18 protein-coding genes and 3 pseudogenes are annotated in these 25,664 nt (G+C 44.2%); 12 read left to right on the forward strand and 9 right to left on the reverse strand.

All coding sequences use genetic code 11. The features are described from left to right. The first annotated feature begins 16 nt into the window (after nt 1-16). The 3 genes from OCV19_RS04010 (at nt 17) to OCV19_RS04020 (ending at nt 3,626) form a co-directional block, all read left to right on the forward strand. Entirely contained in the window at nt 17-940 is a 924-nt protein-coding gene (locus tag OCV19_RS04010; protein ID WP_065675260.1) for a Dyp-type peroxidase, read from the forward strand. 121 nt (nt 941-1,061) lie between these two features. Further along, entirely contained in the window at nt 1,062-2,195 is a 1,134-nt protein-coding gene (locus OCV19_RS04015; RefSeq protein ID WP_065675261.1) for a flagellin, read from the forward strand. A 297-nt stretch (nt 2,196-2,492) separates the two neighbouring features. Then, complete coding sequence (locus OCV19_RS04020) at nt 2,493-3,626, forward strand: flagellin (protein ID WP_010436625.1); 1,134 nt, start codon at nt 2,493-2,495, stop codon at nt 3,624-3,626. A gap of 684 nt (nt 3,627-4,310) precedes the next feature. Here the strand turns inward: OCV19_RS04020 and crr are convergent. From crr to cysZ, 5 genes are all read right to left on the reverse strand, one after another. Beyond that, nucleotides 4,311-4,820 carry a PTS glucose transporter subunit IIA gene (gene crr / locus OCV19_RS04025; protein WP_004737851.1) on the reverse strand — a complete coding sequence of 170 codons (510 nt, stop codon included), beginning with the start codon at nt 4,818-4,820 and terminating at the stop codon, nt 4,311-4,313. Nucleotides 4,821-4,926: 106 nt separating this feature from the next. After that, complete coding sequence (gene ptsI / locus OCV19_RS04030; RefSeq protein ID WP_065675262.1) at nt 4,927-6,651, reverse strand: phosphoenolpyruvate-protein phosphotransferase PtsI; 1,725 nt, start codon at nt 6,649-6,651, stop codon at nt 4,927-4,929. A gap of 136 nt (nt 6,652-6,787) precedes the next feature. Then, a complete protein-coding gene (locus OCV19_RS04035) occupies nt 6,788-7,045 on the reverse strand; it encodes an HPr family phosphocarrier protein (protein WP_004734263.1) in 258 nt (85 codons plus the stop codon). A gap of 302 nt (nt 7,046-7,347) precedes the next feature. Continuing rightward, nucleotides 7,348-8,316: a cysteine synthase A gene (gene cysK, locus OCV19_RS04040; RefSeq protein ID WP_017061934.1), complete on the reverse strand. Its 969-nt coding sequence runs from the start codon at nt 8,314-8,316 to the stop codon at nt 7,348-7,350. Between the two features lie 263 nt (nt 8,317-8,579). Beyond that, on the reverse strand, nt 8,580-9,338 hold the full coding sequence (cysZ, locus tag OCV19_RS04045; protein WP_065675263.1) for a sulfate transporter CysZ: 759 nt from the start codon (nt 9,336-9,338) through the stop codon (nt 8,580-8,582). Between the two features lie 229 nt (nt 9,339-9,567). On the opposite strand from cysZ, the gene zipA reads away from it, so the two are divergent. The 9 genes and pseudogenes from zipA (at nt 9,568) to OCV19_RS04090 (ending at nt 21,912) form a co-directional block, all read left to right on the forward strand. Beyond that, a complete protein-coding gene (gene zipA / locus OCV19_RS04050; RefSeq protein WP_065675264.1) occupies nt 9,568-10,611 on the forward strand; it encodes a cell division protein ZipA in 1,044 nt (347 codons plus the stop codon). 92 nt (nt 10,612-10,703) lie between these two features. Beyond that, nucleotides 10,704-12,716, forward strand: coding sequence for an NAD-dependent DNA ligase LigA (ligA, locus tag OCV19_RS04055; RefSeq protein ID WP_065675265.1), 2,013 nt, complete (start codon nt 10,704-10,706; stop codon nt 12,714-12,716). A 525-nt stretch (nt 12,717-13,241) separates the two neighbouring features. Further along, nucleotides 13,242-14,381: a porin gene (locus OCV19_RS04060; protein ID WP_061038745.1), complete on the forward strand. Its 1,140-nt coding sequence runs from the start codon at nt 13,242-13,244 to the stop codon at nt 14,379-14,381. Between the two features lie 98 nt (nt 14,382-14,479). Then, nucleotides 14,480-15,283 carry a DUF2057 family protein gene (locus OCV19_RS04065; RefSeq protein ID WP_061038746.1) on the forward strand — a complete coding sequence of 268 codons (804 nt, stop codon included), beginning with the start codon at nt 14,480-14,482 and terminating at the stop codon, nt 15,281-15,283. Between the two features lie 93 nt (nt 15,284-15,376). Then, nucleotides 15,377-15,769: a Cu(I)-responsive transcriptional regulator gene (gene cueR, locus OCV19_RS04070; RefSeq protein ID WP_061038747.1), complete on the forward strand. Its 393-nt coding sequence runs from the start codon at nt 15,377-15,379 to the stop codon at nt 15,767-15,769. Nucleotides 15,770-16,318: 549 nt separating this feature from the next. Further along, nucleotides 16,319-17,850, forward strand: a pseudogene (istA, locus tag OCV19_RS04075) (IS21 family transposase). A 10-nt stretch (nt 17,851-17,860) separates the two neighbouring features. Further along, nucleotides 17,861-18,601: an IS21-like element ISVch3 family helper ATPase IstB gene (gene istB / locus OCV19_RS04080; RefSeq protein WP_065677598.1), complete on the forward strand. Its 741-nt coding sequence runs from the start codon at nt 17,861-17,863 to the stop codon at nt 18,599-18,601. A gap of 289 nt (nt 18,602-18,890) precedes the next feature. Then, nucleotides 18,891-20,156: pseudogene (locus OCV19_RS04085) on the forward strand (IS4 family transposase). Nucleotides 20,157-20,381: 225 nt separating this feature from the next. Continuing rightward, a pseudogene (locus OCV19_RS04090) lies at nt 20,382-21,912 on the forward strand (IS3 family transposase). A 50-nt stretch (nt 21,913-21,962) separates the two neighbouring features. On the opposite strand, the gene OCV19_RS04095 reads toward OCV19_RS04090, so the two are convergent. From OCV19_RS04095 to OCV19_RS04110, 4 genes are all read right to left on the reverse strand, one after another. After that, nucleotides 21,963-22,412: an NfeD family protein gene (locus OCV19_RS04095; protein WP_048660872.1), complete on the reverse strand. Its 450-nt coding sequence runs from the start codon at nt 22,410-22,412 to the stop codon at nt 21,963-21,965. A gap of 3 nt (nt 22,413-22,415) precedes the next feature. After that, on the reverse strand, nt 22,416-23,345 hold the full coding sequence (locus OCV19_RS04100; protein WP_017063395.1) for an SPFH domain-containing protein: 930 nt from the start codon (nt 23,343-23,345) through the stop codon (nt 22,416-22,418). A 210-nt stretch (nt 23,346-23,555) separates the two neighbouring features. After that, nucleotides 23,556-24,410 (reverse strand): co-chaperone YbbN, encoded by an 855-nt coding sequence (locus OCV19_RS04105; protein ID WP_065675874.1) that lies wholly within the window; start codon nt 24,408-24,410, stop codon nt 23,556-23,558. 396 nt (nt 24,411-24,806) lie between these two features. Next, on the reverse strand, nt 24,807-25,634 hold the full coding sequence (locus OCV19_RS04110) for an SDR family oxidoreductase (RefSeq protein WP_061038750.1): 828 nt from the start codon (nt 25,632-25,634) through the stop codon (nt 24,807-24,809). Nucleotides 25,635-25,664: the final 30 nt, after the last annotated feature.

The raw sequence follows: 25,664 nt of genomic DNA on the forward strand, positions 1-25,664 counted from the left end.
ATGAAAGGATTAATCTATGCTTAACATCTCAAATGAGCAGCCTAACGTTCAAAGTGCTATCTTGCCAGAAGCTGGGCCTTTCGCTCTTTACGTTCAATTAAAAGTGAATGCTAACGCTGCTAACGTATTAGCTGAAATTCAAAAGCTTCCGACTCTAATCGACGAGCTTAACCAAACTCAACCCGATGCGAACTTAACGGCGTCAGTTGCGTTCTCAAAGGCGTTTTGGGATAAGTTCGAGCAAGCTGCTCCGTCTGACCTCATTGATTTCCCTGCGCTTGGTGAGGGTGATGTCACTGCACCGAGCACATTGTCTGATGTTCTGATTCACTGTCATTCAAATCGACACGATCTGCACTTCTTCATCCTACGCAAATTGCTATCTGAAGTAGCTGCAGACGTTGAAGTAGTGGATGAAACCTACGGTTACCGCTTCCTAGATTCACGTGACATGACCGATTTCGTTGATGGCACTGAAAACCCGAAAGACGCACAGCGCGCTGAAGTGGCGATAGTGCCTGAAGGTGAGTTCGCTGGTGGTAGTTATGTGATGGTGCAACGTTTTGTGCATAACCTACCTGCTTGGAACCGATTAAATGTATCGGCACAAGAGAAAGTGGTTGGCCGTACTAAGCCAGACTCTATCGAGCTAGATGATGTTCCTGCGGCGTCTCACGTTGGCCGTGTGGATATCAAAGAAGAAGGCAAGGGCCTTAAAATTGTTCGTCATAGCCTACCTTACGGCACAGCAACGGGCGACCACGGTCTATTGTTCATTGCTTACTGTAACGTTCGTCATAACTTTGATGCGATGCTAGAGAGTATGTACGGCGTGACAGATGGTAAAACAGACCAACTGCTTCGCTTTACTAAAGCAGTGATCGGCGCTTACTACTTTGCTCCTTCAACTGAGATGTTGAGTGCATTAACGATTAAGTAAGTCGTCTAAAAAAGAATAAACAAAGGGAGCCTCTGGGCTCCTTTTTTATTAAAGCTTTAGATGAATTGGTCGATATAAGAGCAATCGTGAGTTTTATTCATCTTTTTGTAAGTGAAGGTCTATGGCTATAACTGTTAATACAAATGTCTCAGCGCTGGTGGCTCAGAGGAATCTGTCGAATGCCAACAACATGCTGAACCAATCTTTGGAGCGCTTAGCTTCAGGGAGTCGTATTAATAGTGCAAAAGACGATGCGGCTGGCTTACAAATTTCAAATCGACTAGAAGCGCAGATGAGCGGCATTGATGTCGCGGTTCGAAATGCGAACGATGGAATCTCCATTATGCAGACTGCAGAAGGAGCGATGAATGAAACCACCAATATCATGCAACGCATGCGAGATTTGTCACTGCAAGCGAGTAATGGTTCGAATAGCCAGTCTGAAAGGACGGCTATTCAAGAAGAAGTGACAGCTCTAAATGATGAGTTGAATCGAATTGCTGAAACGACTTCGTTTGGCGGTAAAAAGCTCCTTAACGGTAGCTTTGGTAGCTCGTCATTTCAAATCGGTGGCAGTTCTGGTGAAGCGGTGCAGATAGGTTTGAAAAACATGCGCACCGATGACATCAATATGGGTGGTTTTAGCTATGTCGCCAATGGCATGGCAAGTGACTCGTGGGAGGTCAAATCCAACCAGAATGATATGACGATGTCGTTTACCGACCGTTTTGGTCAGCCACAAGAGATCACCATCAACGCGAAAGCGGGCGATGATATCGAAGAGTTGGCGACTTACATTAATGGTCAAACGGATCTGGTCTCGGCTTCAGTTAATGATGAAGGGCAGCTTCAGATCTATATGTCTGGCGAAGACACGGCAGGCACGATCTCTTTTTCAGGTTCGTTAGCCACTGAGCTTTCCATGTCTGCGGGTTATTACGAATCAGTCGATGACATCAATGTAACGGATGTAGGTAGTGCTCAGCGTGCCGTCTCTATTTTGGATACGGCGATGAAGTATGTCGATAGCCATCGCTCTGAATTAGGGGCAATGCAAAACCGCTTTGATCATGCCATTAATAATCTTGAAAACGTTCATGAGAATTTGGCGACATCAAATAGTCGAATCAAAGATACCGACTACGCCAAAGAAACCACTCAAATGCTCAAGCAACAAATACTGCAGCAAGTGAGCACAACGATACTCGCTCAAGCCAAGCAAGCGCCGAATCTGGCTTTAACGTTATTAGGTTAATGAATTACCTCGAATTTTATAAAGGCATTTCAGCTTCGCTATTGCTTTTTGGCGAATAAAGATACAATTTCTCACTCGACTGACTTCCCGGCAACTTTAGCGATTTTCTTATCTTTTTTCGATAATTTTACGACCAGTCACGCTTTCTTCTGTTTTACCGCTATTTCTTTAATTTTGTTGTTTTTTTCCTAAAGGTTTCGCCAATCACGCCGTTATTAAAAATAACTTAGAGATAACTACTTGGTTTTCCGAGACGTCGGAAACCGCTATACCGGAAAATCAATTGGAGAAATCACCATGGCAGTGAATGTAAATACAAACGTTTCAGCGATGACAGCGCAACGTTACCTAAACAACGCAAACAGCGCACAACAAACATCAATGGAGCGTCTAGCTTCTGGCTCAAAAATCAACAGCGCAAAAGATGACGCTGCGGGCCTACAAATCTCGAACCGTTTGAACGTTCAAAGTCGTGGTCTTGATGTTGCTGTACGTAACGCGAACGACGGTATCTCAATTGCACAAACAGCTGAAGGTGCAATGAACGAGACGACTAACATTCTGCAACGTATGCGTGATTTGTCTCTACAATCTTCAAACGGCTCAAACTCAAAATCTGAGCGTGTAGCGATTCAAGAAGAAGTAACAGCACTGAACGACGAACTGAACCGTATCGCGGAAACGACGTCTTTTGGTGGCAACAAGTTACTTAACGGTACTCACGGTACTAAATCATTTCAAATCGGTGCGGACAACGGTGAAGCGGTAATGCTTCAACTGAAAGACATGCGTTCTGATAACGCTCAGATGGGTGGTAAGAGCTACCAAACTGAGAACGCGAAAGATAAAGACTGGAACGTTCAAGCGGGTTCTAACGACCTGAAACTATCGTTCACCGACAACTTCGGCCAAGCGCAAGAAATCGACATCAACGCAAAAGCGGGTGACGATATCGAAGAGCTAGCAACGTACATCAACGGTCAACAAGACTCTGTGAAAGCGTCTGTAACTGAAGATGGCAAGCTACAAATGTTTACTGGTAACAACAAAGTTGAAGGCGAAGTAGCATTCTCTGGCAGCTTGGCTGGCGAACTAGGCATGCAACCTGGTAAAGACGTAACCGTTGATACTATTGACGTAACATCAGTTGGCGGCGCACAAGAATCTGTAGCAGTCATCGATGCGGCACTTAAGTATGTAGACAGCCACCGTGCTGAGCTAGGTGCTTTCCAAAACCGTTTCGACCACGCTATCAGCAACTTAGACAACATTAACGAGAACGTTAACGCATCTAAGAGCCGTATTAAAGATACCGATTTCGCGAAAGAAACGACTCAGATGACTAAGTCTCAGATCCTTTCTCAAGCTTCAAGCTCGATCCTTGCTCAAGCGAAGCAAGCTCCGAACTCGGCACTTAGCCTACTAGGTTAATCGATTAAAAAGCCACGTTGACCTTCGGTGTCAACGTAAGGCCTCCACAAATTAGCTCGTGGTGAGAGATGAGCGCTAAACAGACCCAGCTTCGGCTGGGTTTTTTATTGCCTGCAATTTGGCGAAGGTGTATTTGAAAAAGTGCAATGTTGGTAAGCAGGAGCAAAAGCGAGATTCCCTATCGCGTTCGTTCCTCACTATAGGGAATGACGAGTTCTCTATAGGTGGGTAAGGATATTTACGTCATTCCAGAACCGAGTAGAACGAGGTATCAGGAATCTGTTTTTAAGTCAGATGTTAGGGCTCTTGTTGTAGTCGAAAGACAATAAGCTAGATAAAGCTTATAACCTAGAGCGCAGATGAAGAATCAGGAGTCAATGATGATAGCCACCTCAGAATCGAACGGAACGAGATATCAAAGCCCCGGTGCTTGTCGAAAGTCATACCGCGTGCTCTAACGCATGAGATCTGCGCTTATGGTGGCGTTTAACATGGTTTAATAACAAAGTAGGGTTATGTTGGGAATTTAGAATTGGGTATTAGTGTGGCTTATTGAGGGATTGTTTGCAGCAAGGTGATGAGTAGTAATCAGAACTGTCTTATAAGGAACTTGAGCAAATACAGCAGGCACAAAAAACGCCACCCTTAGGTAGCGTTTTAATTAAAGCAGATAAGTAATCGAGATTACTTCGTTACTTTAAGAACTGGAGTTTCGCCAACAGTTACAGAACCAGAAAGCTTGTTCAGCTCCTTGATTTCGTCCATGTTAGAGATAACAACTGGAGTAAGCGTAGATTTCGCTTTCTCTTCTAGAAGAGCTAGGTCGAAAGTGATGATAGTGTCACCAGCTTTAACAGATTGACCTTCTTCAGCTACACGAGTGAAGCCTTCGCCTTTAAGTTCAACAGTATCGATACCGAAGTGAACGAAAAGCTCAACACCGTCGTCAGACTCGATAGAGAATGCGTGGTTAGTTTCGAAGATCTTACCGATAGTACCGTTAACTGGAGCTACCATTTTGTCGCCAGCTGGTTTGATAGCGATGCCGTCACCAACGATTTTTTCAGCGAAAACTACATCTGGCACGTCTTCGATGTTTACGATTTCACCAGAAAGAGGTGCGATGATTTCGATTGCACCAGCATCAGCGCTGTCATCAGATACAAGCTTTTTCAGTTTGTCAAACAGACCCATTGTGTCATGCTCCTAACGTTTAGTTTTATTCTGTAGAATATACTATACCAATCTAACAAATTAGACGACTATTTTTAGCCGTCTAACTTTATTAAGCATTTGGCGATTACTGAGTTTTCTCAGCGATGAATTTTTCTACGCAAGCTTCAATTTCTGCAGCTGTAGGTAGAGATAGTGCTTCGTCAGCCATAGCCTTAACTTCAGCGAAGTTAGAGTTACGGATTACTTTCTTCACTTTAGGGATAGAGATACCGCTCATAGAGAACTCATCTAGACCCATACCAAGAAGAAGTAGCGTTGCACGTTCATCACCAGCAAGCTCACCACACATACCAGTCCACTTACCTTCAGCGTGTGATGCGTCGATCACTTGCTTGATTACTGTAAGTACAGCAGGAGATAGTGGGTTGTATAGGTGAGAAATCATTTCGTTACCACGGTCTACCGCAAGAGTGTATTGCGTTAGGTCGTTAGTACCGATAGAGAAGAAAGATACTTCTTTCGCTAGGTGGTGTGCGATTGCAGCAGCAGCTGGAGTCTCAACCATTACGCCGACTTCGATTTCTTCATCAAAAGCTAGGCCTTCAGCGCGAAGTTCAACTTTGTACTCTTCGATTGCTTTTTTCAGTTCACGGATCTCTTCAACAGAAATGATCATTGGGAACATGATACGTAGTTTACCGTGTGCAGATGCACGTAGGATGCCACGTAGTTGGTCACGTAGGATTTCACGACGATCCAAGCTGATACGTACTGCACGCCAGCCTAGGAAAGGGTTCATCTCTTGTGGAAGGTCCATGTATGGTAGGTCTTTGTCGCCACCGATATCCATAGTACGGATAATCACTGACTCGCCTTCCATTGCTTCTGCTACTTCTTTGTAAGCAACGTATTGCTCTTCTTCAGTAGGAAGCGCGTCACGGTCCATAAATAGGAATTCAGTACGGTACAGACCAACGCCTTCACCACCGTTACGCAGGATACCGTCACAGTCTTTTACTGTACCGATGTTACCGCAAACTTCTACACGGTGACCGTCAAGAGTTTCAGCATGTAAATCTTTTAGTTTTGCTAGTTCAGCCGCTTCTGCTTCGAAATCTGCTTTGATTTTCTTAGCTTCTGCTAATTCAGCTTCAGAAGGGTTGATGATGATCTTGTTGTTCATCGCGTCTAGCACAAGCATGTCGCCGTTCTTAACTTGCTTAGTGATATCGTTAGTACCAACGATAGCAGGAAGCTCAAGAGAACGTGCCATGATTGAAGTATGAGATGTACGACCGCCGATGTCACAAGCAAAACCAAGAACGTAGTCTAGGTTGATTTGTGCAGTTTCAGATGGCGTTAGGTCGTAAGCAACTAGGATAACTTCTTCATTGATGTCTGCTAGAGAAACAATGTTGATGCCTAGTGCATTTTTAACGAAACGAGTACCGATATCACGGATATCAGTTGCACGTTCTTTTAGGTACTCATCATCAAGAGACTCTAGTGCAACAGCTTGCTCTTCGATCACAGTGTGGATCGCGTTGTCTGCGTGCATCTTGTCTTTCTTGATGAGTGCTAAAATCTCTTCTTCTAGCTCTTCATCTTCAAGCAGCATGATGTGGCCTTCAAAGATTGCTTCTTTTTCTTCGCCAAAAGTTTCAAGTGCTTTTTGCTTAACAACTTCAAGTTGTTGAGAAGATTTGTTACGAGCGTCAAAGAAACGCTGTACTTCTGCTTCAACTTGGTCGTCAGAGATAGATTGAGTATTTAGGACAATTTCATCTTCTTGAAGTAGTAGTGCTTTACCGAAAGCAATACCAGGAGATGCTAGGATGCCTGAAATCATAGCCTTACCTTAGTTGTTCAACTGTAAACGGGAGAGTGTGTGACTTTAAGTCGTCGACTAATGTCGCGCTTATTCCTATCTATTTCGAACAAAGCCACTTTGCTATGCAAAATGGCTTTGAAAGAAGGAGACCGTATTAGTGTAGTTGATCCATAAGAGCAACTAGGTGGTCTACTGCTTGCTGAGCTTGAGGACCTTCAGCTGAAATAGTAACGTTAGTACCTTTTACTAGGCCTAAAGTTTGTAGTTTGAACAGGCTTTTCGCGCTAGCGCTTTTGCCGTTAGAAGTCACTGTGATGTCAGCGTCGAAAGATTTTGCTTCTTTAACGAACTGTGCAGCTGGACGAGTGTGAAGACCGTTTTCTGCTGTGATTTCTACTTGCTTCTCGTACATTTTATATACCCCAATTAATTTATTTTTTGTAAGTTTGTAACCAGATTAGCTTAACTGCTTTAGCCCAAATGCGCTAGAGGCTAGTACGCCATGTTCGTGTTAGAACTTAGACTGGTTATAAATTTTTATCCAGCCATGGTCGTCTTTTACTGAGTACTCATGACTTTCAGAATTTGTTTATTGCTTCTTTTATTTTGAAGCGAAAAATAAAACAGACCCGATATTACCAAAGGTGGGGCAGGGATCAACAAAAAAGCCCCTAAACGGGGCTTTTTTGGACGAAAAATTGATTTGACCACATATTATTGTTGGTTCTCTTTTTCCGTAAAGATGCCAGCGAATAGGGCTGTGCTTAGGTAACGCTCACCAGAGCTTGGTAGTACAGTAACGATAGTTTTTCCTGCAAATTCAGGTAGTTCGGCGATTCTGTTTGCTGCTACAACTGCCGCGCCAGATGAGATGCCTGCAAGAATACCTTCTTCTTTCATTAGGCGTTGAGCCATCTCAATCGCTTCTTCAGAAGTTACCGATTCAACACGGTCAATAATCTCTAAATCTAGGTTTCCAGGGATGAAACCTGCACCGATACCTTGAATTTTGTGCGGAGCTGGCTTGATTTCTTCACCTGCAAGCGCTTGTGCAATAACTGGAGACTCAGCTGGCTCAACCGCTACTGAAGTGATCGCTTTGCCTTTTTCACCTTTAATGTAACGACTTGTACCAGTGATAGTACCGCCCGTACCAACACCCGCTACAAACACGTCGATTTCGCCGTCTGTTGCTTCCCAAATTTCAGGACCAGTCGTCTGCTCGTGAATCTGTGGGTTAGCTGGGTTGTTGAACTGTTGCAGTAGTAGGTACTTGTCTGGGTCTGAAGCGACAATTTCTTCTGCTTTAGCAATCGCGCCGTTCATGCCTTTTGGTGCTTCAGTCAGCACTAGGTTTGCGCCAAGCGCTTTAAGCAGCTTACGACGTTCTAGGCTCATTGATTCAGGCATAGTTAGCGTTAGTTTGTAACCGCGTGCTGCTGCTACGAATGCAAGTGCAACACCTGTGTTACCACTGGTAGGCTCAACAAGTTCGATACCTGGCTTAAGCGTCCCCGCTTTTTCTGCTTCCCAGATCATGTTTGAACCGATACGACACTTAACACTGAAGCTTGGGTTACGAGCTTCGATCTTAGCTAGGACGTTACCTTTGCTTACTTTGTTAAGGCGGACTAGAGGTGTGTTACCAATCGTTAGGGTGTTGTCTTCGTAGATCTTGCTCATGCGATATTCCTTCATTTATTGACAGAACTAAACGTAGTATATCAATCACTTTACCGTCTAGTGTCTTTCGATGTTTGTTCAGCTTGAATTTAGATTAAACAAGTTGAAAAAAAGGTAAAAGGATTAAAAAGTTATATCATATAGATATGTAGCAGAATTCACGCCTATCTTTATTGAGATCAGAACTTCAAAAAGATAGGCGAAACAAGGAAGTATAGGCGGGGTAATAGACGAGAACTATAGACGAGAACTATAGACGAGAACTATAGACGAGAACGCAGAGCTTGGTCTTTAAACTCAGCAACCCACATCGCCGTCGCGCCGCAAACGGCAACGGGCATTACGATCAGGTTTAGAATTGGAATTGTGGTGAACACAGAAACAAGCGCGCCAAAGCTGTAGCTCTTGCCTTGTTTTTGTTTCAAATTGTTTCTCATGTCATCAAACTTGATTTTATGGTTATCGAACGGGTAGTCGGCGTATTGAATCGCTAACATCCATGCTGTGAAAATGAACCATAAAAACGGTGCAACGGTTTGTCCTAGTGCTGGAATTAACAAAAGCAGGAATAAACCGATCGCTTTTGGCAGAATGTAGACAAGCTTGCGCCATTCTCTCGCTAATATACGTGGGGTATCTTTGAGGACATCAAGTAAACCATCGTCATTAACTTTTTTACCACTCAACAACTCTTCAACTTTTTCCGCGAGTAAGCCGTTGAACGGTGCGGCAATGAAGTTAGCGAGCGTACTAAAGAAATACGAGAACGTGGCCAAGACGGTTAACACAAGCAGTGGCCATAAAATGTATGACAACCACGACAAGAAGCTTGGCAATGTACCAATCCAACCTTCAATCCAAGTATTTAGGTTGGAGAAGATATAAAACAAGGCACCACCAACGAGTAACACGTTCGCGATAAGTGGCATTAGCACAAACTTACGAATGCTCGGTGATAAAGCGATTTTTATTCCGAAAATAAAATAGCCAAAGCCGGAGCGGGGAACAGATTCAATAGTCATATTTAAATTAGGTCACATGTGAATTTGGTTAAATAGCAAACATGTCTAGTGTACTCGACCGAAATTAAGAAAAAAAGCGTGGTGAAAATCACACCATGTAAGGAACTAATTGTATTAAGTTGTTCTAAAACAGTGGCTACTTTTGATAGAGTAGTGAGATTAGCCAAATTAACCCAACTTAGTGACAGCGTGTTTATAGCTAGTTGACTAAGAAAGCTGAGAGCGAAAAATGCAGGAATTGCGATTTGTACTCATTATTGTTGGCGCATTAGCTATCGCCGCATTATTGTTCCATGGTCTATGGACGAGTAAAAAAGAAGGGAAAGCAAAGTTTGGAGATAAGCCGCTCGGTAAGCTTGATAATGACAGCTTAGATGAAGCAGAAACTATTCCAAACCGTTCATTCGCCCCAGAAGATGATTTTGAGATAATCCGAAAAGAACGTAAAGAGCCGGATTTTGCTGTTTCACCCTCTGAGACTGATCCGCTGATCGACTCAGATCCGCTAACAGCGCCACAAGCGAAAGAAGCTTACGAAGATGACATCGAATTGAATGATCTTCCTTCTTTCAGCGTAGAAGACCCAATTAAGGTTGAAAGTGAACCTGAAGTGATTGAGGAAGAGAAGGTCGTTGAGCCTGAAGTTCCAAGCTTTGAGTTGACTGACGAGCAAAAAGAAAACCACGCCGGCTTTAAAGAGCAGTACGGTTCGTTTGAAGAATCTTCTGAGACAGTTGATGAGCCACTCGTTCCAAACGAAACGCTTACTCAACGAGAGCCAGTTGTTGCGAAAGAAGTCGTGACTCCGCAAAGTGCGCCCGTTGAAGAAACTCAGCCAGATGAAGAACTTGGCTTAGAAGTGATTGTTCTTAATGTTCATTGTGCTGGAGAGATCCCATTCGTGGGCACTGAACTTTTCCGCAGCATGGAGAACAACGGTCTAACTTATGGTGAGATGTCTATCTACCACTGCTTTGCACAATCTACAGACGCACCAAAAGTTATTTTCAGTGTTGCGAACATGATGCAACCAGGAACTCTAGAACACGACGATCCTGCTGACTTTACCACAAAAGGTATTTCGTTCTTTATGACGTTGCCTTGTTACGGTCAAGCTGATCAAAACTTCAATGTGATGCTGAGTGCGGCGCAGAAAATTGCCGACGATATGGGCGGAAACGTGTTGGATGAGTCACGCAACTTAATGACACCAAACCGTTTATCTGACTACCGCAAGCAAATCAGAGACTTTATGACGGCATCGCATGCCTAGCCGTATTGTTTAGCCTTGTAAATAATCTATATTTATAGAAAAGGGCTCCTAAGGGAGCCCTTTTTGATATTTCAATCACGATAGAGAATGATATGAAAGAATCGATTCAAGTTACCTTAGAGCAGTTAAGAGAAACTCTGCATTATCACGCCGTTCGTTATTACGTAGAAGATAGCCCTGAGATCCCTGACGTCGAATACGATCGATTAATGCAGCAATTGCTAAAGATCGAAGAAGAGAATCCTGAGCTTGTTACGGTGGATTCACCAAGCCAACGTGTTGGCGGTCAGCCTTTAGATGGCTTCACGCAAGTGACTCACGAAATCCCAATGCTTTCTCTAGACAATGCATTCTCTGACGAAGACTTGGATGCGTTCAATAAGCGTATGTCCGATAGAGCACCAACCGCGAACCTTAAAACTTTCTGTTGCGAGCCTAAACTCGATGGCCTCGCTGTGAGCTTGCTTTACGTGAACGGGACATTAGTTCAAGCGGCGACTCGTGGTGATGGCGCAACGGGTGAAAACATCACGGAAAACGTACGTACGATTAGCTCAATTCCACTTAAGCTACAAGGCGAAGGTTGGCCAGAACGTATTGAAGTGCGTGGCGAAGTGTTTATGCCAAAAGCCGGCTTCGATAAACTGAACGAAATGGCGCTGAAGAAAGGCGAGAAAGTCTTTGTTAACCCACGCAATGCCGCTGCAGGTAGCCTGCGTCAGCTTGATTCTCGTATTACAGCGAAGCGTCCACTGGCTTTCTACGCATACAGTGTCGGTGTTGTAGAGGGCGCTGAGCTTTCTAATAGCCACTATCAACGCTTCTTACAGCTGAAAGGCTGGGGTTTACCTATGTGTCCTGAGACTAAGCAGCTTAGCTCACTTGAGGACGTAAAGGCTTATTATCAAGATATCATGACCCGCCGCGATGCTCTGGCTTATGAGATCGATGGCGTGGTGATCAAAGTCGATGATATCGCGGCTCAAGAAGTACTTGGCTTTGTTGCTAGGGCTCCTCGTTGGGCGATTGCTTACAAATTCCCAGCGCAAGAAGAAATCACTCTGCTTAACGATGTTGAGTTCCAGGTGGGCCGTACTGGCGCTATTACGCCGGTTGCTAAACTAGAACCTATCTTCGTAGGCGGCGTGACGGTTAGTAATGCCACTTTACACAATGCCGATGAGATTGCTCGTTTAGGCGTGAAGGTAGGCGACAGCGTTATTATTCGCCGAGCTGGTGATGTAATTCCACAGATCGTTGCGGTTGTACAAGATCGTCGTCCTGAGACTGCGAAAGACATTGTTTTCCCTGATGCTTGCCCTGTATGTAGCTCTGCGGTTGAGCGTGTAGAAGGCGAAGCGGTAGCGCGTTGTACCGGCGGTTTAGTGTGTCAGGCGCAGCGTAAAGAAGCGCTTAAGCACTTTGTGTCGAGAAAGGCATTGGATGTTGATGGCCTTGGCGTAAAGGTGATAGAGCAACTTGTAGACCGTGAAATGGTAGAAACGCCCGCTGATCTCTTTAAGTTAAGTGCTGGCGTGATTACTGTTCTTGACCGAATGGGGCCTAAATCGGCACAGAACGTCGTGAGCGCGCTGAATAAAGCCAAAGACACGACATTAGCGCGTTTCCTCTATTCACTCGGTATTCGTGAAGTCGGTGAAGCGACAGCGATGAACCTAGCGCAACACTTTAAGACGTTGGAACTGGTTCAAGCCGCAACTCATGAACAGCTAGTGGAAGTGTCAGATATTGGTGACATCGTTGCTAGCCACATCACCAGTTTCTTCTCACAAGAGAAAAACAGAGCGGTTGTTGATCAGTTAATCGAGCTTGGTGTGAACTGGCCTGTGATCGAAGAAGCTCCTGATGACCAAGAACTGCCTTTGGAAGGTAAAGTCGTTGTGTTAACAGGTTCATTGTCGCAATTAGGTCGAAGTGAAGCTAAAGCTGCGTTACAAGCATTAGGTGCGAAAGTGACGGGTAGCGTATCGAAGAAAACGGACATCTTGTTTGCCGGAGAAGCTGCGGGTTCTAAATTAACCAAAGCACAAGATTTAGGTATCGAAATAAGAACCGAAGAAGATCTAATAGCCCTTATTTCGTAAGTAAATACAGATAAAAAAAGCTCAAAGGCACTTCTTTCAAGGGAGTGCCTTTTTTGTTTCTGATATAAAAATGAGGGCTTTTTAATTGTTGAGAATTTTGTTCCTATACGAACTCTAAAATCAGGACAGTGACGCTGCTCAACATTAATGAAATACCATTGTAGTTGTATCAAAAATGCGAGTCACTTCTATTTTTACAAGAGTACGCTCCATTCAAGTGATTGATATTTATTGTTTTTATTGTTTTTGGTTGTGAGCTTTACAATTTATCGATCTGGATCACTAAGTACCTACTAAATTTGCACCAACTCATATTTTTTTAGATGAAAATTAAGTTCTCATTGATCTTTTTGAGGGCGAAGTTAGTCTTAATGCCATGGATGCACACGATGTGTATAACCAGAAAGGAAATAGAGAATTCAGAGTTTAGGGTTCTCAAACAAGAAAAGGTATTTCTCTCTACGGCGGCCAACTTTAGGCGGGGAATATTCAAACAGCTATATCCATTTTTAGGAGTTTTATTCCATGGAAAACAAAATTTTCAAACGTACTCTACTAGGTGCATCTGTTGCACTTTTATCGACAGGCGTAATGGCTAAAGAAGTTGGTATCAACTCTGACTTCAACGTTGACGTTTACGGTGTTGCAGCTATCTCTCTAGTGAACTACAACACAACTGACAACAATGACTCTAGCTCTGGTTACGCAGTAGAGAACGAATCTCGTATCGGCTTCCGTGCTCACAAAGATATGTTTGAAGACGTTACTATCACAATGCAGATCGAATCTGGCTACGTAGATAGCACAGACTGGTCTCACGGTGGCGTTTCAGGTGGTGTTCTAGGTTTCCGTGATACGTTCGTTGGTGCTTCTGGCTCTTGGGGTAACCTTCGTGTGGGTCGTGTTCTTACACCACTATACGAAATCGTCGACTGGCCATTCTCTAACCCTGGTTTAGGTTCTGTATTCGATTGGGGCGGCATCAACGGTCACTACGATCGTCAATCTAACCAAGTACGTTACGATTCAGCTAAATTTGGCGGTTTCTCTTTTGCAGCTTCTGTTGGTCGTGATGATAACGACAACGGTGGTGGCGCAGCGACTCGTGATGCAAACTTCGTTGGCGCAAGTGCTAAATACAGCTTTGAGAAAATCACATTCATGGGTGCGGTTGAATCTGGTACTCGTGTAGTTGCGGCTTCTGGTGGTGAGTATGTTGTAGCTCAAGAAGACATTAAAGATGCAAACGGCAACGTAACTACGCCTAAAGGTGAAATTTACCAAACTGATGCTGTAGCTGGTTACGATGACGACACATTCGCATACATCGTTGGTTTTGAAGCTAGCCTACCAGCAGGTTTCGGTTTCGCTGCAGCATATAAAGGCGAAGAGCTAGACAACGGCATCCGTAAAGTGACTCAAGATTCTTACTCAATCATTGGTCAATACTGGAATGGTCCAATCGGTTTCAAACTAGGTTACGCAGCTAACCTTGAGTCTGAAACAAATGGTTCTAAAGATGCTAACTCAGACAGCAACACTATTTCTGGTCAGCTAATGGCTGTTCATAACGGTTTCGTACCTTACCTACGTGTAGCGGGTCGTACTGTTGGTGACGCTGATACAGATATCGTAACTCGCGTTGGTCTTGAGTACGGTTTCTAAGCTAGAATCTTTAGCTTAAACAGTTAGATAAAAATCAAAACGCTGGTAAATTTTGTTTGCCAGCGTTTTTCCATAGTGAACATAAGGAATTAGTCATAATGAATAAAGTTAGTGTAGTTGTATTATCATTATTTTTGGGAGCTTGTAGTTCACTCGATTCACAAAGTAATTTTGCAGACTCAGTTGCAGATGTACAGCCAAAAGGTGGTTACATTCAAGTGACTGGACAATCTTATGTAGCGGAAAGTAAAGCGAACGTCGGTGCTGATATCCTGAAATCGTCACTTTACTTTACATACAACAAAGAAGTAACACAGAACTCGGCTCCAGAATCTTCAATTATCATGGATGTGAGTTACTTCCAGAGCTATAAAGAATACGAAACCGTAAGCTTTTTTGGAAAGACGATAGACCTTGAAGAGAGACAGGTTCCAAGAGAGAGCTGCAGCGAACACTGCACAAAGACTCAATATATTGAATTTCCATTGAGCGAAGCTGACATTCAGCAAGCAAGAGAAAAGAACTTAGAATTTACACTTGATGGACAAAACTCAGTAATGAGTACAACTTTCATTGTGCCGAAAGCGTATATCGACACAATCTATAATGGCGCAAATAATCATACAGCTATCGCTGTTGCTCCAGTAGCGGTGCCTGTTGCGGCTGTAGTTGCTGAAGAACCAAAAGCATCACAAGCACAAGAGATGGTGAATTACTGGTATGGTGAAGCAACCAAAGAAGAGCAAGCTGCAGTGACAGATTGGGCATTCAAGAATCGTAAGAACGCGAACCCAGCATCACTAGAAGGCTCAAAAGAGATCGAAATGGTTTCATACTGGTTCAATAAGCTAGACAGTGAAGAAAAATCTCAAACTATGATTTGGTTGTTAGAGCAAGAGTAAGCCTTTAACGTTACGCCCTAACTATGTTATTCAACCGCAGTATTGTATAACAGCAGTACTGCGGTTTTTCATTTTAGGCTTACAGGTAAGATTGTGAATATTGGTGAAGTAGCGAAGCGTGTTGGTACAACAGCGAAATCCATTCGCTTTTACGAAAGTAAAGGCATGATGAGTCCTCCACATCGGTCAGAAAACGGCTATAGGCAATACGGCGAGATTCACATCGAACAGTTAGAGTTTGTACTAAGAGCTAAAATGGTTGGGTTTACCCTGGATGAGTGTAAATCACTGGTTGAGTTGGCAATGAATCCCAATCGAGAAAGCTACGAGGTAAAAAAGAAGGCAACGCAGAAGTTAGACGAAATAGAATTGAAGCTTGCTGAGTTAAATAAGATGAAAGCTCAACTGCAATCTTGGGTTCATGACTGCCCTGGTGATGCTTCAACGGAATGTCCTATCTTAAACAATCTATCTGGCCGCAGTTAGGTTGTGTCAGTTATAAATAATCGTCAGGCTGCAATTACATTACTAGCCTGACTTTAGTCTCCTATCACAGCACTTTTCCGCCGTAATGTTTACAAATCAGTAATGGCACGTGAGTGACTGCATTACCATCTGAACATTTTACAATAGGCCCCATGTTTCCGTTACCAGGAGACTGGCTGCTCGCGAGAGCGCTTCCGAATGATAAGCTGAAAATAGCCGTTAGAATTATTAAAAAATGTCTCATACAAACTCCGTTAGGTTTATCTCTGATTGAGATAAATGAAAGTATGGACAAGGAAAAGAAAATTTCAAAAGTTGGTGCATATTTCGGAGCATTCCGATCAGTCATTTCGGGATTATCCGATCACCCATTTCGGTTTAAACCGATCACTGATTCCGCGATTATCCGATCACTTTTAGTCAAACTCCGAAATCGGTGATCGGAATAGCGAAAACCGCGATCGTAATGGCCGAAATCCTTCCTTTTTCTCTTTTAAATCAATAGCTCGCTATTCTTTACTTCTTAAACAAGAAGGAAAGGAAGCGACAATGGCCAAAAAGAGAACTCCAATGAACAAAATCAAAGAGGTATTACGCCTTAAATACGACTGCGGTCTCTCAAATCGTGGTATCGCTTCTTGCCTTAAACTCGGCCCGTCCACCGTATCAGAACTCCTTACTCGCTTTAAACAAAGCCAACTTGGTTGGCCTCTACCCGACAGTTGCAGCGATGCAGATCTCACACAGGCGCTGTATCACGGCAAGAAAGTCAGTCGAGATAAAGTTATGCCAGACTTCACTCAATACGCAGTCGAACTCAGGCGTAAAGGTATGACAAAGATGCTGCTCTGGCAGGAGTATCATGAGCAATATCAAGAGCAAGCTTACGCTTACACTCAGTTCTGCGAGCACTTCACTCGTTGGTTCAAAACCCAAAAACGCAGCATGCGCCAGCTTCATGTTGCAGGTGATAAACTGTTTATCGATTACTGTGGGCCTCGGCTTCAGGTGGTCAACCCTGACACAGGCGAAGTGCGCGAAGCGGAGGTGTTCGTCGCGACTTTAGGCGCGTCCAATTACACTTATGTTGAAGCCTTCCCAGCCAAGGGAAGCCCTACTGGTTAGAGGCGCATGCGAATGCGTTCGAACACTTCGGTGGCGTACCACAACTCTTAGTTCCCGATAACCTACGCAGCGCAGTCACCAAAGCCAATCGTTATGAGCCGAGACTGAACGACAGCTATCAAAAGCTGGCTAATCACTATCAAACAGCCGTGATGCCTGCTCGCCCCTACAAACCGAAAGACAAAGCCAAGGCAGAGAATGCCGTGCTCCTAGTAGAACGCTGGATCATGATGCGGTTGCGACACCAAGCCTTCCACACTTTTAAAGAGTTGAATCTCGCCATCCGTGAACTCATGAATGAGTTAAATCAGCGTGAGATGAAACAGTATGGCGCCAGCCGCCAAGCGCTGTTCGATAAACTCGACAAACCTGCATTAAAGCCACTGCCTAGGCAGCGTTACCTGTATACCGAAACTAAACGAGCCAAAGTTGGCCCTGACTATCACATCGAATATCGCCGTCATTACTACTCGGTTCCCCATCAACTTGTTGGTCACCATGTCGAGTTGGAAGCCTCTAATCGCCTGGTGCAGATCTACCATCAAGGTAACTTGGTGGCCCAGCATCCACGTAGCCAAAGAGAGCGAGGAAACAGCACCCAACCAGAGCACATGCCAAGCAACCATCAACATCAGAAGTGGTCGCCAGGGCGCTTGCTTAGCTGGGGAGCCAATATCGGCCCAGCCACACGAGAAGTCGTCAATAAGATGCTGAACTCCAAGCCTCATCCAGAGCAGTCTTATCGTTCCTGCCTTGGCTTGCTCAGCCTCAGTAAAACCTATGGCGAATCGCGCCTAGAGCAAGCCTGTAAAGATGCGCTGATGCTGACAAAATCCAATTACACCTTCATCAGCAATTTGTTGAAAAACAATCGTGAAGGACAACTGAGTAAAGACAACACGAGTACGCCAAATCTTGTTCATAGCAATGTTCGTGGCCCGAACAGTTATCACTAGGAGAAAGGATATGAATGCACTGAACGACCAACTCAAAACCCTACGCTTGAGCCATGCAGCGAAAGCATTAGAGCAGCAGCAAGAGCAACTGACCACCTACGCAGAACTGGACTTCGAGGAAAGGCTAAGCCTACTTCTGGAAAGCGAGATCTTGAATCGCAATCAGAGCAAAATCCAACGCTTAAAACGACAAGCCAAGCTGAGAGTAGATGCGCAGCCGAGCCAACTTATCTATAAGGAGGGACGAAACCTCAATCGTAAACAGATGAGCGAACTTCTGACGGGCAGTTATCTATACAAACACCAGAACATCTTGGTTACAGGCCCAACAGGCGCAGGCAAAACGTATCTTGCCTGCGCACTGGCAACCAGCGCCTGTGACCAACAACAAACGGTTAAGTACTACCGATTAACTCGCTTGCTTGACGACCTGACCGCTGGTCGTCTGGATGGTAGCTATCAAAAGCAACTCCAATCGCTGGCTAAGAAAGCCTTACTGATCCTCGACGACTGGGGGATGGAAAAACTCACTCAAGAGCATGCGGGTCACTTATTAGAAGTGCTGGAAGAGCGTTATCAAAACAGCAGCACAATCGTCATCAGCCAGTTACCTGTAAGGGAGTGGTACAACATGATCGGCAACGCCACCGTCGCGGACGCGCTAATGGATCGGCTAGTACACAATAGTCATAGAATAGAACTGGGAGGTGAGTCAATGAGAAAACTGGCGCAATCCGATCACTTAGAGTAAAAATAAGAAGAGGGAAAAACGGTAGGATCAGGTGATCGGAATAAACCGAAACGAGCGATCGCAATCACCGAAATACGCAGTTGGACGGACTTAACATTTTTAATAATTATAATTAAGCGAGAGTCAGGCTAATTATTCATATATATCTTGGGTAAGAAATCTGGCTTTCTTATGCCTTTTTCATAGACAGGATCTTAAGCTCTAAGCTATTTATTTAGATAGAAAAAAGGCTTCATTTATGATCAGATAATCGTCGCCAAACAAACCACCCATATCAACCGTGAAGCCGATGACGATTATCTCCCTACAAAAGCAGTTTAAGCAATTCTTTAATGCTGATAGCCTTCAAAAAATGGCGAAAAGTACAGGACTTATGAAGCGATGTCGGGCTATCTTACCCGACCAGCTAGTAGTAAGCCTAGTGGCCGCTTTGAGCAAAGGAAACTGCTCATCTATTGCCGATTTACTAAGGCAATTCAATGGGATGTGCTTAAGCGCTAAAGATACTGTGGCTTATAAGCCCTACCATAACCAGTTAAGAAAAGAAGAATTTCCGATATTCATGCGCCAATTGGCCATGCGAGCGATAGCTCAGTTTGCTCGCCAGCAGAGTGCCAACCTACCAGATAAACTCGCCACCTTTGATGATGTGCTGCTTCAAGATGGTAGCTCTTTCCACATTCATCGTGACCTTTCGAACGTTTACCCGAGCCGATTTAAACGCAATCCAGCCGCAGTTGAATGCCATATGACAATGTCTTTAAAAAGCTTTTCTCCAGTCGCAATGAGCATCAGCGCTGATACAGCATCAGAAAGAGACTTTTGCCCGCCCCAAAACAATGAGTAACAAATTGTTGTTGGCTGACGCAGGGTACCCTGACTTCCAATTCTTTACTGAGCTTGAACTGTATGGTGGTTTCTATATTTTCGAGGAGCAAAGTCCCTGAATCCTCATGTTATAGAAGCGAGAAACGGTCAGGGCCGGCATTTATCTAAACTAGAAGGAAAGAAGCTCAAAGACATCACTCGAGGTACTAATCGCTCACAGGTACTCGACCTTAAAGTTCGTAGTGGTAAGCAAGAATTTAGAGTGGTAAGACGTTGGTTTGCAGAAGAAAAGCGATTCTGTATTTGGTTAACTAACTTGCCTTCAGGTACCTATACTGCTGATGACATAATGGCGATCTACCGCTGTCGATGGCAGGTGGAGTTGCTTTTTAAAGAATTAAAATCTCACACAAACTGGCAACGATTTGTCACCGCACAAAAGGCCATCGTTGATGGGCTTATCTGGGCCAGTTTACTCTCGCTGATCATCAGGCGCAGTACTGCGCTTCAGATAATGCCATCGGTCTCGCTGTTTAAGGCGGCAAAAAATGTGGATGTGTGGCTGTTGCCCATATTTGAATGTATCAGCCACAAGGCATGGTCAGAAATAGGCAATAAACTGGAATGGGCCTCTAGCTATATATTTAAGAACGCACAAAAGTCCGCCCAGAGGAAGTCAAAGAAAAACATCACGTTAGACGGGATTTATGCTGGTCTTAATGCTTAAGGTTCAGTCTATGATGCCTTTTTAGCTTAATCAAACTTTTTAGCTTTACGAAATAAGAACTTATTTTTTTTCAATTCAATCTATCGCAATGATAATTCGAATATTATTAAGGTTCAAAAATAGAAAAAACCTGCATTTATTGAAAATGCAGGCCCCATATAGCCCTATCTGGCAGGGTAGTTGTCACTGTTAAAATTTAACCAGTTTGGGCGATAAAGAGTAATTGTGTCTCGTATCTCAGTAGAAAGAAAAGAAGCTATATTGAAGAAGCTGTTGCCTCCATATTCAATGTCAGTTAAAGAAGTGTCGGAAGAGGAAGGAATTAGCACTGCGACCCTGTATCATTGGCGCAAGCAACTCAGACGTTCAGGAGCCGCAGTGCCAAATAGCAACACTTCATCAGAGCAGTGGTCTGCTCAAACTAAACTCGCCATCGTCGCTGAAACCTACTCAATGACAGAAAGTGAACTCAGCCAATATTGTCGTGAAAAAGGTCTTTTTCCAGAGCAAATCCAAAGCTGGCGCAGCGATTGTATGCAAGGGTTTAAGTCGAGTAAAGAGCAGGAAGCTGAAGCAAAGAAGCAGGCTAAAGCTGACAAACTTGAAATCAAAGAGTTGAAGAAAGATTTACGACTCAAAGAAAAAGCACTCGCTGAAACGGCCGCTCTCTTGGTACTAAGAAAAAGCTGAGAGCCTTTACGGGAAGAGCCAGAGGACGACTAACCTCAACCGATGAAAGGCAGACCATAGTGACTCTTATCCTTGAAGCGAAGCAATGCGGATGTCGTTTAGAGCCAGCTTGCCATGAAGTTCAAATCGACTTGAGAACGTATCGTCGCTGGTATCAGCAAGGTGAAGTTCAAGCTGACAAAAGGCCAATATGCCTCAGACCTGAGCCTGCTAACAAGCTGTCGCAGGAAGAGCGTGATGCGATAATCGAGGTGTGTAACCGCTCTGAGTTCGCAAGCTTGCCTCCAACTCAAATCGTCCCGACACTGCTTGATAGAGGTGAGTATATCGCCTCTGAGTCGAGCTACTACCGAGTGTTGAGTACGCAGGGCAACTTCACAAACGAGGTCGTCAGCGGAGCAGACAGAAGCAAGCGAAGCCAACCAGTTACACAGCGACGGACTCGAACCAAGTCTATACGTGGGATATCACTTACTTACCTTCAAAAGTTCGAGGCCAACATTATTACCTGTATGTCATTGAGGACATCTACAGTCGAAAAATTGTTGGTTATGAAGTGTATGAGCATGAATGCGGTGAGCTGGCGTCACAACTTCTGCAACGAACGTTGATGCGAGAGCAGTGCTTCAATCAAGCGCTGGTTCTTCACTCCGATAATGGTGCGCCGATGAAGTCGTTGACGTTCAAAGCCAAAATGGAAGAGTTAGGTATTACTTCATCGTATAGTCGCCCAAGAGTCAGTGATGATAACCCGTATGTTGAGTCATTGTTCCGCACGGTAAAGTACATGCCAAGCTGGCCAACAAAGGGCTTTGAAACAATCGATAGTAGCCGAAGTTGGGTTGAAGCCTTCGTACGCTGGTACAACACCGAGCACAAGCACAGTCAGCTAAATTACGTCACGCCTTCAGAGCGTCACAATGGAAAAGATAAAGAGATCTTGAAGCGTCGTGTAGAGGTATTGCTCGCTGCAAAACAGCGAAAGCCTGAGCGGTGGTCTGGTGATATCAGGAACTGTGCGCCTGTTGGTGACGTTCACCTAAATCCAGAAAGAGAAGCTGCTTAATAAGTAAGCAAATGATGACAACTACCTTGAAAAACACCGATAGCACTTGATTATAAAGGTTCTATTATTAGAACTATTCCGTCTAAAGCGACAATCTTAATTTCGGTGCCAGATGGAATATCTTGACTCGCCTTTGCAGACCAAGAAGAGTCACCGAACTTGATTCGACAGCTACCTTTCTTTACGTCTTCACTTAGAATAACGGTTTGACCTACCAATTGCTTTTCTCTTTGGTTTAACTCTCGCCCTGCATCCGATTGCTTGTCATTCGAGAGTTGTCTTCTCCACCACAACCAAGTCGTGATAAGTGAGAAGCTTGCAAAGGACAGCCATTGCATCTGCCAACCAATTGGTAGAGCACCCAAAAGTGCACCGACCAACATGGCAGATATGCCTATCCATAAAAAGTAACCAGCGGTTCCAACCAGTTCAAGTGCAAGCAGTGCTAGACCAAATGCCAGCCAGTGCCAGTGGTTTACTTGTTCTAGTAATTCGACCATAAGTTAGTCCTTACTACCTTTGTCATTCTTATGTGCAAACATCTCTGCAATACCAGCCACAGAACCCATTAGGCCTGTTGCTTCAAGCGGTAGCATGATGATCTTGCCGTTTTCTGCTTGGCCAATTGATTTCAGTGCGTCGGTGTAGCCTTGTGCAATAAAGTAATTTACAGCTTGCATGTCGCCTTGAGCAATCGCCGTCGATACCATTTCTGTCGCTTTCGCTTCTGCTTCTGCAGCACGTTCACGAGCTTCGGCTTGAAGTATTGCAGCTTGTTTTTCACCTTCCGCTTTCAGGATTTCTGACTGCTTGTGACCTTCTGCTTTTAGGATCTCTGCTTGTCTTACGCCTTCTGCTTCTAAGATATCAGCACGTTTGTTTCGTTCTGCCTTCATCTGAGCATTCATTGCAGCGGTAAGATCGGCTGGCGGTTGTACGTCTTTAATCTCAATACGCGTAACTTTTACGCCCCAAGGATTAGTTGCTTCATCAACGATGTTAAGCAATTTGGTATTGATCATGTCACGTTGGCTGAGCATTTCATCCAGCTCCATCGAGCCAAGTACAGTACGGATATTGGTGAGGGTTAAGTTACGGATCGCGTGCTCAAGGTCATTTACTTCATAAGCTGCTTTAGGGGCGTCGATAACCTGAACAAAACACACCGCATCAATAACGACGTTCGCGTTGTCTTTAGAGATGACTTCTTGTGCTGGGATGTCGAGTACACGCTCCATCATGCTGATGCGCTGTCCAACTTTATCAATAAATGGAATGATTAAGTTAAGACCCGGTTTGAGAGTATGTGTGTATCGTCCGAAGCGTTCAACGGTCCAGTTGTTGCCTTGTGGAACGGTTTTTACGCCGGCGAAAATAAATAACAGTGCGACGGCAGTAAAGACGCCAATAGTAATCAAGGTATCAATAGGCATACAAAGTCCTTTGCAAGTTTAAGTTTTTGAATGTTTATTACTCATACTGGCGCATATTTAAAGGTGGGGCAAATTTATAAATGAGAAATGGGCCATAAAACATTGATTTTATGGCCCATTGTGATGTTTTACATTCGAAAATCTAATAGGTGGATTTGCTTGAATTTAGATTTGATAGTTAACTTACGACTCAGCTGTTACAGAACCTGACTAGTAAAGCAGAGAGTACAACTGTCGACGGTATTTACTCGCAACCGCGTTACCTTGTCCAAGCGCACTCAAGATATCCATGAATTCTTTCTTCATGTCACCATCGAGAGTATTAAGATCTTTTGCTAGGAAAGACCACAGTAGATCCATTGCTTCTTCGCTACGGTTCACTTGGTGGTATTGCAGTGCTAATTCAGAGGCCGTTTTAGCATCGCTTGGGTTTTGCTGAAGAGCGGATTCTAGGGCTTGAATCTCAGGGCTGTCTGCTGCTTGTTTATGAAGTTCAAGCTTTGCAACTAAGCCTTTGTAGTAGTTGTCTTGGTACTCAAGAGGGATAGTTGCTAGCTGAGCTTCAGCAAGGTCAAATTGTTGCGTTTCTAACAAACACTCTGCGATCGCCAGTTTTACTTCACCTTTATTCGTCAGCTCTGCTGGAAGTTGCTGCATTGCTGCTAGTGCCTGTGTGTGCTCGCCAGTTTGCATTTGCTCAAGCGCTTGACGCAAAGCAAGTTCATCTTGGCTAGGAAGGTGCTTACTTAGCATATCGACAATCGCTTCTATGCTTTGAGGGCCACCGAGCCCATCGACAGGTTGACCGTTAACAAACAGTGCAATCGTAGGCAGTGCTTGAACACCAAACTGGCTAGCAATCGCTTGTTCTTGCTCGCAATTCAGTAGGGCCAAAGTAAAAGCACCGTTGTATTGCTGAGTTAATGTTTGGAGTTCAGGAATGACTTGGGCGCTCTCTTGGCTCATTGGTGCCCAAAAATGGATGAGTACAGGGGTCTGCATCGAACCTTCTAATACTTGACGAAAGTTCTGCTCATTAAGTTCAACAATATGCGGAGATTGCATTTACGTTCCTTGAGGTTTGTTTTGTGGATACGTTGCAAATATGGGGTGAGAAGTCGGTAACTTCAAGATCTAACTCAGTTATCTCAGATAAAAAGCGCTAAAAATAGAAAAACGCCATGCTTCGATGTTGATAGAGTTGTTATCTCAACATGGAAGGCATAGCGTTATCATCGAGGTAGTCAGTGAGGCGTTGCGTGAGATACTCAAAACAGTATAAACAGCGTAATAGCCAGACCCACACCTACCCAATTAAGGCGGTTTAAAGTCATGAGATTTCCAGAGTAGAACCATCAATTGGGAATAACTGATGGGATAGGATAATCATGACATCTTATTGTTACGGAAAAATTACATCGTTACATTAAAGTTTGCGACTCTGCATTCAAAGTTAGCAATTTATGCAGCTTTTCTCAAAATAGGGTCTAGCAAGCGACTCGGTAAGATCCTTTTCAATACCGCGAACACTTTAGTTGGGGTCGTAACTCGGTATCTTAGCTTGGGTTTGTCAGCGGTGAGAGCATGGAATACTGGCTCAATACAGCTTTCTGGAGGCAGAACAAAAGCGTTATTCGATGATTCTTTTTCGAGTCGATCCTTTTGTTGCTGGTACGCGTCTTGGTGAGCGCTGTCAGAAATGTTGATCCATTTATTGAACGCTTTCAGGGCGTTGGTTCTAAATTGAGTCTCAATTGGCCCAGGTTGCAGTAATGAGATCTGTATACTACTGCCATGCAGTTCTAATCGTAAGGTATCCGTCCAACCCTCAATCGCGAATTTAGAAGCATTATACGCACCACGATACTTCATGGCTGCAAAACCTAATACGGAACTGTTTTGTACGATTCGACCTTCGCCACGCTCGCGCATGTGCGGAAGGATCTGACAGACGAGATGATGCCAACCAAAGAAGTTGGTTTCGAATTGTTCTCTGAGCCCTTGGGTCGGTAAGTCTTCTAGCGCACCTGCTTGACCGTAAGCACCGTTATTGAATAATCCATACAATCCATTAGGTGCGAGATCAATAGCAAGCTTGGCGCCATGCTCAATACTTTCTTGGTTGGAAAGATCTAATTGAATACAGGTGAGGCCTTCATCTTGAAGGCGTTGAACATCTTGTGGATCACGACAAGATGCAATGACATGAAAACCACGCTTTTGAAGTGCATGAGCACATGTATAGCCAATACCTGTTGAGCAACCGGTAATAAGAATCGACTTGTTCACACTTAATCCTTTATTAGAGTCTCTATCGCT

The sequence above is a fragment of the Vibrio celticus genome (genome assembly GCF_024347335.1).
Classification (GTDB): Bacteria; Pseudomonadota; Gammaproteobacteria; order Enterobacterales; family Vibrionaceae; genus Vibrio; species Vibrio celticus.